Genomic DNA, 11447 nt, shown 5'->3' with positions numbered 1-11447 from the left:
AGAAACCGAGTTTCTCCAAGAAACCCGGTTTCTGGTATTCGACCCAAGTTTGCACCGCGCCTCCGCCAAAATAAGAAACCGAGTTTCTGGGATTCACCCCCAAGTAACCAGAATCCACCGAAGAATGTTAAACTAGAGACCTTGATTGTCATGGGAGAGATGTCTAATGGTCGATCGCATTCCGTCCAAATCGTTGCAAACGATTACCACCTTCCTAACCTACCTCGAAGCCGCCAACCGCAATCGGGAAACACCGCCGCAATTCTGGACACAACTCCAAAACTTTCTCCAGGAACTTCAACCCGTAGAAGATAGCCAACCGCGATTAGCCTCATTTATCAAAAACTGGTGTTCCCAACATGAGATTACCTTAGACGATAACGCCTATCCCGAAATTCGCGCCAGCGTCATTGGGAACCAACAGCAAAACCAACAAAATAACCCCAACCTGGCTCAACTTCCCGAAGGAGACAAACCCATCTTAACCGCCAATAAGGCTCTCATTACCCGTCAGGTTGAAGAAGCGCTCGACAAAAACGCGAATGAGTCCTAACCCAGACGTTATTTACGCTCCCAGCCTCTATTGGTTCGCCTATCAATACCATCATGGCTTGGTCATCTCCCCAGAAACCCCCTCCTCTGAAAACCTAGAGGGGATAAATCTGCATTGGCTGAAACAGCGGTATCAAGATATCCTGGACCCCTTCGGGATTAACCCCTCCCTCTCCCTGCGAACGGATACCCCCAACGGAACCTCCGAGTTACTGACCCCAACCTCGCCTCAATCTCTCCACCAATACGAATTTATTAGCACAAAAGATGAGAAACTGCAAGGATTTCTCTATCCTCAATCCCTTCATGATTGTTACGCTCTCAACCTCAATCTCTTCTGTCCTGAACAATTCGGACTAGATGGTTATATACTGTCTGACCTTAGAAACCTCAATCCCAATCATTGTTTTAACCCCCAATGTCCGCCACCCCTGGGGGATGTGGGACAAACGCTGCTCTTAACGGCTTATTTAGAGGGGTCGCCACCGGAAAATATCCGGGAATTAGATGGTTTAGCGAGACGCTGTTGGCTCAATTTCTTTCATCTCCCCCCAGACTCGTCTTCTGACAAGTTTCCACCGTTATATCGCGCCTACGACTGTCTAGGGGGCTATCTCTATGAATATGGCAATCCTAAACAGACAGCGGCGGAAAATCCCTATGGTCATTTGTTAATTTGGTTTTTATTTGATGAAACTCCAACCCTCAAGTTACAGGAGTTTTATTGGGATTTACCAAGCTTATTTTTATACTATCACAAAGTGCGACAAATGTATTTAAGTAGTCGCATCTTTTACAATAAAGCGGATAGTATTGTTAATGAAACTGAGGGAGTATTAAATAAATTTAATTTTAAGTATTTAAATAGTCAGAAAACGGGCCAGTTATCGGAAAAAGAGTTGGCAGAGTTAAAGGGAAAGCTCAAACTACTGCTCAAGGAGTCGTTAGCGTATTCCAAGGAGTTACGCAATTTGGAATATGCTCACAATAGTATTGCCATTAACAGCGGTAATTATCAAGCTATTTTGGAGCATATGGAACAACGGATTCAGGAGCCGTTGTCTCCGTTTCGGGTGTTTGTGGAGAAGGAGGCGATCGCCTTTCAGAAGCAAATCCGAGCGGACTTAAACTATTTCAATCCGGGGTCAAATCTGCTCAATCAATCCATCGCCACCATTCGGGGATTAGTGGAAGTGGATCAAGCCGAATGCGATCGCCGTCGTCAAGCCTGGGAAAAAGAGCTATCCCAGCAACAACAAGACGCCAATGAAGACTTACAAGACCAAATCCAGTCAATTGGGGTGGGGATTGCAGCGGGAGCGATTGTCGCCTCCACATCAGGATTGATTACCGAGAAACTTCCCTTACCGAGTGACGAACCCCAGGGACGAAGTTTACCAGCACCCATCCTATTTTTACTGGTTTTAGGATTGAGTGTCTTTTGTTCCTGGGGAGCTTGGAAAACGACTAAGCAATGGATTGAGAAAAATCGCCCCAACCGCATTAATTCGGGAGAGGCGAAACCGGGAATGGACGTAACCGAGATTAGCCAGGTTACCCAAGACGAAAGTTCAAACGATATTGGTGATCAGTAGAATCGGTTCCGGTGGGCCTTCTCGCGACCTTGACTTAACGTTAAATTCGTTACGTTAAATTCGTTAAATTCGTTGTCAGATGTCTAGCCAGTCGGGGCGAAAAACCAGTTGGGGCGAAAAAATGGGATTAAATTCATGCACCATCCCAGAAAAATCATGCTATAATGAAAACATACCTTCAATAATCCATGGAAAGGCGGGAGGGGTTCTCGGTTATAAACTTGGAACCAAACATCCAACCTGCAAGTACGCTTGACTTAAAAATCAACACCTTCAAAACCAGAGCCATCTCAATCAGCCAACAACGCAGCGTGAGCAACTCAGCCCTGTCCAGGACGACGCAGAGGAATCCGCAGAATAAACTCCGTCCCTTGCCCCAAGCGGGACTGACAATCAATCGAGCCGCCATGCTTATCCACCACAATCTGACGGCAAATCGACAAACCTAGGCCCGTTCCTTGGCCGACACCCTTCGTCGTAAAACTGCGCTCAAAAATGCGCGATCGCACCGCCTCAGACATCCCCCGACCATTATCCGCCACGCGAACCACCGCCCAATCCCCATCCTCAGACAAAGCCGTCGTCAACGTAATCTGATTCGGAGTTCGTTGCAACATCTGAAAACTCATCCCCTGACGGGCTTCTTCTAACGCATCAATGGCATTAGCAATCAAATTGGTAAACACCTGATTCAACTGTCCCGCAAAAGCTTGCACCTCCGGCAACGAGCCGTAGTGACGCAGCACCTGAATCTCGGGGCGTTTCGGATTGGCCTTGAGACGATGCTTGAGAATCAAAAGCGTACTTTCGAGACCATCATGGAGATCATAGCGAACCGGCTGATCGCGATCGCTGCGAGAAAACGTCCGTAACGCCTTACTAATCTCGCGAATGCGATCGACCCCCACCTGCATCGACGCCATCAACTTGGGCGCATCCTCCAACAGATAATCCAAATCCACCTCCTCAGCATGATCCAAAATCTCCTCATCCGGCTCAGGAAGGCGATCGCGATACAACTGCAAATGCTCAATCAAATCCCGAATATAATTATCCGCCAGAGTCAAATTGCCCACAATAAAGCCCACCGGATTATTAATCTCATGAGCAATCCCAGCCACCAACTGCCCCAAAGCCGACATCTTCTCACTTTGAATTAACTGATGTTGCGCCAAATCCAACTGAGCCAGAGAGCGTTCCAACTGCTCCGCCCGTTCCCGTTCCCGTCGTTCCGACGCCTGCAAACTCTCATAAAGCGTCGCATTCTCAATCGAAATCGCCGCCTGAGAACAGAGCAAGCGCAATAAATCCAAGCGTTCGTGAGTAAACGCCCCCACCGTCAAATTATTCTCCAAATACAGCACCCCCACCAACTTTCCTTGCCGTTCAATCGGCGCACAGAGGAGCGATCGCGGGCGATATTGCTGAATATAAGGATCATTCGCAAACCGTTCAGGGCCGCCCACCCCTCCGAGTAAAGGCGAAAAACGGGTCGCCCCGACCGTCGCCGCATCATCCAACGCCACCGACTCCCGCCGCCGCGCCACATAATAAATCACCGAATGGGGCAACAACTCACAATGCTCCAAAGGCAGTCCCTGACGAACCGTAATCCGTTCCGTCGTCACCGTTCCCGCCGCCTCCACAAACAACGGCGGCACCTCACCCCGAGGTAGAGTCTCATCCGACGCCGCCAAAATCAAAAAGCCCGTTTGCGCCCCCGCATTTTCCAAAACAATCTCAATCAACTTGCTCAACAGCGACTCCAAGACAATCTCACTCGAAAGCGCATGAGTCGCCTTAATCGCCGTCACCCGATCGAACATCTCCCCCGACGACACATCCATCGACGTCTCTAAAATCGTTTCCAACGGCGCATCCGTCAGCGTGGCATTGAGAGGATCACTCCAGGTCTGATCCAGCGTCGGGGCCAGCGGTTGCGACCTCGAGACCCGGCGCACCAACGCCCCCGCCCCCCAGATCTGATAATGGCGTTCAGCCCCTTGTCGATAGACATGGGCGATCATCTCCCGTCCAGCCACCCGATAGAACCGGGCCGCCTGCTCATGAGCGATCGCCGCATCAAACCAGCGGCCCAACTCCTTCGCCTTGGCAATCGCCGCATCATACTGCTGCATCGCCGGCCACACCTCCCCTCGCTGCTGGCATAACTCCGCCTGCACCAGCAACAGCAATGGCTCAAAATTCTCTGGAACCCGTTGCGCCCAGTCCGCCAAGCGATCGCGATCGCCCTGGGCCGCCAACAACTCCTCAGGGGACAACGGCACTCGCAGCCGCGCCAACAATTGATAGGCCAACTGATAGCCCCCATCCACCAACCCCAGAGCCATCCCCGAGAGACGCTCACTCCGTCGAGCCGTCGCCAGAGCCTGATCCCACTCACCAAACAACAGATCCTCGAGAAGCGTCACCAGAGTTTGCCAATAGTCCACCAACGCCCCCGCCTCTGGAGACAGCATCGCCGCCCCCCCCTCACCAGCCGCACTCTCAACGCCCTCACCCAGCAAACGACTTAAAAACGGCTGCCAAATTTGCCCCAGGGCCATCCCTAAGCGGGGATAAGTTCCCTGGAGACTGGCGATCGCCATACTCTGCCCCAACCGCACCGCCGAGAGCGTCGGTTCTCCCCAAAACAACTGCCCACAATAGGAAAACGCCGCCTGAACCAACGCCGAGAGCCATCCCTGTTCCCGCGCCAGCAGCAATCCCTCTCGCAGAGACGGTAACGTCTGAGACAGCGGCTTAAACCAGGGTTGAACCCGGGCCGCCAACAGCACTTGCACCCTCGTCGCCAACTCCGACGACTGAATCCCCAACGTACAAGAGCGCAACCCATCGAGGGCCAACTCCGCCCCCTGCTCAGCTTGCGGCCAGCCTCCGTGAGCCGCCCCCAGAGCCGCCACCCAAGCAAACATCACGGCAGATGGTCCCCAAGTTCGGCTCCCCCCCTGGGACTCTAACACCTGCAACTGAGTGGCGATCGCCCGCTCCAGAAGCGCCGCATCCGTCAACGACGCCAACTCCGCCAAAACATCCAGACCTTGCAGAGCCAACTCAAGCCCAGGGGAGAGCGTCTCAAATGTTCCCGACACGGACTCTGGTAGGGGCATATACACGACCCTAGCCGCTTCCGGGGCAAAAGAAACCCTCAACCGCTCAAACAGCTTCTGAGCCATCTCTAGGGCGAGATCACGGTCTTGCAACACCCCATAAAAGCGCAGTTGTTGAAAATAGGCTTGGGCCATTTCCCAATCCGTTTGCGCCTCCCGCAACACCGTCGCCAACAACACCTCACTGCGATAGCGCGGAATCCGGTTAAATCTCGGTGGTCGCCCTTGCACCAAGGCCACTTCCACCTCTAAGGCGGCTAGATAAACCGCCATTGTCAGATCATAATCTCGTTGCCAACCTTCATCCCCCAGAGCAATCCGGCTCACATCCAAATAATCACTGGCCGTCTCCCAAGCACTGGCCGCCTTCGCTTTACGAGCCGCCATCAGGTTCAACCGAGCCAACTGTTGCCGTTCTTGAGGATGAACCATTAACGCGGCCCCGGCATTAAACTGATTGACAATCTCAAAAATGCTGTCCTCCAGAGCCTCTGGAGGCGTACTGGCTAAGAGAAGTTTACCGATTTGCACCCGCACATCCTGGCGAATCTCGGGGCTAATCAGAGCTAGGGCCGCCTGTTGGACGCGATCGTGCCCAAAGGTATAGCGAATCGGCAGTTTCGCAATTTCGGCATCCTCAGCTTCGTTCTCTGTGGACGCATCTAGGGTCAAGGGAATTTTATAGGCTTCATTGAGGGGGATGATCAGTCCCTGGGCGATCGCCTCCCATAAATCGGCCGCCGTGCGACGGGGCGATCGCTCATTCACCACCGACAACACTCTCAAATCAAAGCGATTGCCAATGCAAGCGGCTAACATCAGTAAATTTTGGGTTTCTTGGGGCAAGGTTTGCAACTTGCGCACCGTCAAATCAATCACATTCTCGCAAATTTCGACGGAGGCCAGGCGATCGCTATCCCAACACCAACGCCCCTCAGACCCGTCGAAAAACAACAATTCATCTCGGGCCAACGACAGCAATAACTGGGTCAAGAAAAAGGGATTCCCATCAGTTTTACGCCACATCAAATCGGCGAACGGACAGACCTCCGACTCAGACAGCGCTAAACTATCGGCAATCAGAGATTGAACGCAGGCAAAATCTAAACCTTTGAGCTTCAACTGTTCTGGACGAATCCCCTCCCGTTGCAATTCTTCGAGAGTTAACAGCAAAGGATGATTGGCATTGACTTCATTATCCCGATAAGCCCCCACCAGTAATAGGGGTTTGCCTCGCTCAGTACCTGAGCGCAGCAACAAATCCGCCAACAGCTTAATCGACGCCGTATCGGCCCATTGCAAATCATCGAGAAATAAGACCAACGGATGACCCGGTTGGGCGATCGCCTCGAAAATCCGGCAAAATAGCTCATGTTGAATCCGCGCCGGGATCTCTCCGGGCCAAGGGAGTTCTCGAAGTTCTGAAGAACTCGGACTCTCCAACACCTCCGCCAATTCCGGCAACAGATGCAACGCCAACGTTTGATAGTCCACAGCGGCGACAGCGGGCAAAATGACCGAATTTCGTTGACGAATCTCCTCCAAGACACGGGGAACCTTGACCCGAGGCCGTGAACCTGGGACATCTAAGTCGGATGGCGCTGTCGTTGCCCCAGTCGAAGTCCCAGCCGAGGCCACATCAGACGTGCCATACAGAGACGTCGCCCGAATTGGCTCAGCCAAGGCCGCTGTCAAACAGGTTTTAACGGCATTCAGCCGTTGCTGATTTTCAGCCAGTAATTGTTCTAAGATATCCAGGATGGCTTGACGAAAGCCGAAATAGGGCAGATTGCCTTTTAACTGTTCAAATTTACCCGCTGCAAAATAGCCGCGATACCGGGCAACGGGACGATGAATTTCTTGCACTAATACCGATTTCCCGACCCCAGAATAGCCCGACACCAACAACAGCTCTGCCCCGGCTCCAGACATGACTCGTTCCCCAGCTTCCATCAACCGAGCCACTTCCGATTCCCGTCCGTAGAGTTTGGCGGGAATTTGCAGTTCCGCCGAGCGATCGAATCGAGCTAAGGGGAAGGGAGAAATTGTCTGTTTCTGCTCCAGTTGCGCTTGGCAATTTTCTAAGTCTTTGAGGAGACCAAAGGCGCTTTGATAGCGGTCTTCGGCGCTCTTAGACAGCAGCTTCATCACCACATCGGACAGGGGTAGAGGAATATCCCGATTGAGCAGTTGAGGTGGAGTGGGAACCTTGGCAATATGACAGTGAACTAGCTCTAGGGCATCATGGCTGAGAAAAGGAACTCGTCCCGTTAGGAGTTCGTAGAGAGTGACTCCCAGAGAATAAAAATCACTTTTGTAGTCCAGCCGCCGATTCATGCGCCCGGTTTGTTCCGGGGAGAGATAGGCCAGGGTTCCTTCGAGACTATGAAAGGGCCGATTACTGGTGCTGGTATGGTTTTCTTGGCACAGACGGGAGGTGATGCCAAAGTCAATGAGTTGAAGCTGCTGGCGCTCGGGGTTATAGACAATGTTTGAGGGTTTGATGTCTTTGTGAACCAGTTTGGCCTGATGGAGATCTCGCAGGGCCTTGGCCAGTTGAATGGCGATCTCGATCTGTTTGAGAAAAGCCGTTGGGGAATCGGGAACTGAGGATTCGGCGCTGAAGAGGCGATCGAGGGAAATACCGCCGATATCTCGGTAAATGGCGGCTAAGCGCGGGGTTTGGGTGAGTTCGATCGCCCCCATGAGATACGGACTATCGAGGGACGCCGCAATGTCGTATTCATGACGCAGACGCGCAATTTCGGTGAGTTGAGGATACTCTCGACTCGGGGTTTTGATGATCACCGGCTGGCCATCGCGCTCACGATAGCCCCGATAGACATGGTTCTTGGGACGGGTTCGTCGATGGCGGTTTGAACCGGAACCAAGGCTGGGGCTCGGTTCAACGGCGATCGCTTCGATGATGTGATAGCCAGGAAGTGGAATCATCAAAAGAGGGAACTTCGGAACAGGGAACGGGGAACGGGGAACGGGGAATCGGCCTGGGGTTGCTGTTCGATGTGGACTCTGGCAGCAGAAGGGGTATGGTATAGTCTATGAACCTTGGAATCGGGCCGTGTTGTAGGAGGGTTAGCCATGACAACCAACTCAAGGATGAGTGGATTGAACGGACGTGATTTTTTGAGTCTAACAGACCTGAGTGCCGCTGAGGTTGAGGGGCTGTTGGAACTGGCACGAGCCTTGAAAACCCAAGAGCTAACCCCAAATTGTCAGAAAGTCCTGGGACTCCTGTTCTATAAGGCCTCCACGCGAACTCGTGTTAGTTTTTCGGTGGCGATGTACCAGTTGGGAGGTCAGGTGATTGATCTCAATCCTAAGGTAACTCAGGTTGGCCGTGGGGAACCGTTAGCGGATACGGCGCGAGTGTTAGATCGCTATTTGGATGTGGTGGCCATTCGCACCTTTGCTCAGGCGGATTTGGACGCCTTTGCTCATTATGCCAAGATTCCCGTGGTCAATGCTCTGACGGACTTGGCTCACCCTTGTCAGGCCTTGGCGGATTTGTTGACGCTCCGGGAGTGTTTTGGCGACATTCGTGGTACAACGGTGACCTATGTCGGTGATGGGAATAATGTCGCTCATTCGTTGATGCTCTGTTGCGCTCTGCTAGGGGTGAATGTGCGAGTCGCCACACCGCCCGGGTTTGAACCTCATTTGCAGGTGGTGGAGAAGGCTCGTCATTTGGCCGGCGATCGCGCCAAGGTTGAACTCCTCAATGACCCCATCGCCGCTGTTCGAGGGGTTCAAGCCATTTATACTGATGTTTGGGCCAGTATGGGACAAGAGGCCGAAGCTCGCGATCGCATCCCCGTTTTTCAACCCTATCAGGTCAATGATGACCTCATCGCTCATGCGGATTCTCAGGTGATTCTCCTCCATTGTCTCCCGGCTCACCGAGGGGAGGAAATTACCGATGAAGCCATCGAAGGACCTCATTCTCGGGTTTGGGATCAGGCGGAAAATCGGATGCACGTCCAGAAAGCCCTATTGGCCAGTATTCTGGGAGCAGTTTAAGGCAACACTTGCACCTCAAAACAGCACCTTAATGACAGCCAAGACTCACGCGGGTGGACACGCCGGTGATGGGGTTGGTTCCCCGGGCGCGATCGCAGAGTTTGACGACTTGATAGCGGTCTAAGATTGTGCCGGAGAAGTCACAGCCTTCAATGGTGGCGTCGTTAAAGGTGCTGCTACTGGCGATCGCATCGGTAAAGATGGCGTTGCGGAGATTGGCCCGATCAAAAACCACGCGATCGGCAAAGGAGTCGGTTAAATCTACCCCTTCGAGGTTAGCCTCAAAAAAACTACCTTTGGTGAGGATCGTTCCCCGCAGATTGGCGTTCTCGAAGTTAGCCCCCTTCATGTTGGCCCCAGCTAAGGCGGCCCCTTCGAGGTCGGCCTCATGAAAATCGCGATCGCGCAGGTCAGTGAGCGTATAATTAACCGTGTTCTCTTGGGCGATCGCCACCGGGACCATCATCCCCATCCCCAAGATCACAATTAGCAGTAACACCCAAGATTGTCGACACCAGCGAGTAAAAGGGCTCGGTTTGGACGAGTTCAGCCACAGGTTCATGATCGATGTTCCCCTAAAATAGAGCGTTTTCACTTATAGCATGGCAGGGCGGGCATGGCCGCTGAAGCCCCTAGACCCTTGGCCCGCTTAGGCTTGAGCGCCAACTTGTGATCGCGATCGCCTGAGACTGGGGTTGCGATCGCGCCCGACCCTAAGATATCTCACCCATTGACGCGACTTAGGTCTTAGACATAGGCTACCCTATCAGAGATAATTAAATCATTGAGCCAAACGGCTCAGGTTCAACTCGAACCCTCCCGACAGCCAAAACCACCCTCTCATTCCCCCGAATCCCGAGTTATGAAACCCTCCTACACCAGCCATCGCGATCGCATCGCCAACCATTACGTTAAGGCAGCTAATAGTATGACGTTACCGACTTCCGACAAACCAACCCGCGAGAGCTTTATCCTCTATGGAGCTTGGACCATTCTAATCCTCTCCATGTTAGCCATGATTGTGCCGACAGCAAACATTCAATCATCGTTCAACTCTCGCAATTCTGAAACCGTTGAATCGGTAAAGATGAACCTAAATTCTAATTAGAACATTCAATCCAGTTATCCCGTCAACCCTTGCCAAATCAGAATTACAGAGCGCCTAACTCTTCAACCTTAGCTCGTACTGCCTGCATATCTTGCCAAGTCAACCATTTCGGTTTTCCCGTCTCTCGTGATGGATTTCGTAACAAATAGGCTGGATGAAAAATAGGCATACAAAGGCGATTTTCCCATTCAAACCATTGACCGCGAATTTTAGTGATGCCTCGCTTTTCCTTTAACAGGGTTTTAACCGCTACAGCCCCTGTCATGAGAATAACTTTAGGGTTCACTAAACGGATTTGTTCGAGGAGATACGGTTTACAGGCTTCGATTTCCTTGGGGTTGGGGTTGCGATTTCCCGGTGGACGACATTTCACGACGTTGCAGATATAAATATCTTTGTCTGTATCGAAATTAACAGACGCTAAGATATTTTCGAGTAATTCTCCTGAACGGCCGACAAACGGCAATCCTCGCTCATCCTCCTGTTGTCCCGGTCCTTCGCCGATAATGACAATCGGCGCTTGGGGATTCCCCCGAGAAACCACCGCCTGAGTGCGAGTCGCCGCCAGGCCGCAGCGTTGACAGCGTTGACAATGGTCATTCAGTTGCGCGAGGTTATCATAGGTCCCCGGTGCGATCGCCAGCGTCCCATCCGTCGGAATGTGTTCCTTGCATACCGTGGCCGGAGCCTCAGCGGGACTGTCCCCGAAAAGGCTTAATTGGTGTTCGTTCTCAGACATCTCAGACATAACGACGACATAACGACGACATAACAACAAGAGAATCGCTCAGAAAATTCAGACGATTCAACCCCTCTATGTTAAGGCGGGGTGTTGACACTCCCCGCTCTAAAGAGACGGGGATTCTTGGTTCATTGAGATTACTTGCTTAGACAAAATCACTTCTGAAAAAGTAGAGGTATTCTCTCCCCAAGCGTTTATTGGGTCTATCCCAAAAGTTCCCGTATGCCCTACGGTACTTAACCCCTTCTTAAGAATGTTGATAGCGGCGTTTTTATCCCTAT

General features: G+C 52.1%; 7 protein-coding genes. 4 read left to right on the top strand and 3 right to left on the bottom strand.

Features of this window, described 5'->3' with window-relative positions; genetic code table 11:
- The first annotated feature begins 166 nt into the window (after positions 1-166).
- The gene (locus R6U67_RS03055; RefSeq protein WP_410251184.1) at positions 167-553 is read left to right on the top strand and encodes a hypothetical protein; all 387 of its coding nucleotides are present in this window, start codon (positions 167-169) and stop codon (positions 551-553) included.
- Complete coding sequence (locus tag R6U67_RS03050) at positions 543-2147, top strand: hypothetical protein (RefSeq protein ID WP_410251183.1); 1605 nt, start codon at positions 543-545, stop codon at positions 2145-2147. Before R6U67_RS03055 ends, R6U67_RS03050 begins: the two co-directional genes overlap by 11 nt.
- Before the next feature lie 320 nt (positions 2148-2467).
- Here the strand turns inward: R6U67_RS03050 and R6U67_RS03045 are convergent, their stop codons facing one another.
- Complete coding sequence (locus tag R6U67_RS03045; RefSeq protein WP_410251182.1) at positions 2468-8230, bottom strand: protein kinase domain-containing protein; 5763 nt, start codon at positions 8228-8230, stop codon at positions 2468-2470.
- 165 nt (positions 8231-8395) lie between these two features.
- Between R6U67_RS03045 and argF the strand changes: the two genes are divergently transcribed.
- Positions 8396-9316: an ornithine carbamoyltransferase gene (argF, locus tag R6U67_RS03040; RefSeq protein WP_410251181.1), complete on the top strand. Its 921-nt coding sequence runs from the start codon at positions 8396-8398 to the stop codon at positions 9314-9316.
- Positions 9317-9344: 28 nt separating this feature from the next.
- Here argF and R6U67_RS03035 read toward each other — a convergent pair whose 3' ends face one another.
- On the bottom strand, positions 9345-9815 hold the full coding sequence (locus tag R6U67_RS03035; protein ID WP_410251180.1) for a pentapeptide repeat-containing protein: 471 nt from the start codon (positions 9813-9815) through the stop codon (positions 9345-9347).
- 285 nt (positions 9816-10100) lie between these two features.
- On the opposite strand from R6U67_RS03035, the gene R6U67_RS03030 reads away from it, so the two are divergent.
- On the top strand, positions 10101-10424 hold the full coding sequence (locus R6U67_RS03030) for a hypothetical protein (RefSeq protein ID WP_410251179.1): 324 nt from the start codon (positions 10101-10103) through the stop codon (positions 10422-10424).
- Positions 10425-10467: 43 nt separating this feature from the next.
- Here the strand turns inward: R6U67_RS03030 and R6U67_RS03025 are convergent, their stop codons facing one another.
- Positions 10468-11163, bottom strand: coding sequence for a uracil-DNA glycosylase (locus R6U67_RS03025; protein WP_410251185.1), 696 nt, complete (start codon positions 11161-11163; stop codon positions 10468-10470).
- Positions 11164-11447: the final 284 nt, after the last annotated feature.

Source organism: Sodalinema sp. (assembly GCF_046483825.1).
Lineage (GTDB): Bacteria > Cyanobacteriota > Cyanobacteriia > Cyanobacteriales > Geitlerinemataceae > Sodalinema.
This window is presented reverse-complemented; position numbering and strand designations above follow the sequence as displayed.

Coding starts and splice junctions, on each gene's coding strand:
- R6U67_RS03055 (WP_410251184.1), top strand. CDS start 167: ATGGTCGATCGCATTCCGTCCAAATCGTTGCAAACGATTACCACCTTC.
- R6U67_RS03050 (WP_410251183.1), top strand. CDS start 543: ATGAGTCCTAACCCAGACGTTATTTACGCTCCCAGCCTCTATTGGTTC.
- R6U67_RS03045 (WP_410251182.1), bottom strand. CDS start 8,230: ATGATTCCACTTCCTGGCTATCACATCATCGAAGCGATCGCCGTTGAA.
- argF (WP_410251181.1), top strand. CDS start 8,396: ATGAGTGGATTGAACGGACGTGATTTTTTGAGTCTAACAGACCTGAGT.
- R6U67_RS03025 (WP_410251185.1), bottom strand. CDS start 11,163: ATGTCTGAGAACGAACACCAATTAAGCCTTTTCGGGGACAGTCCCGCT.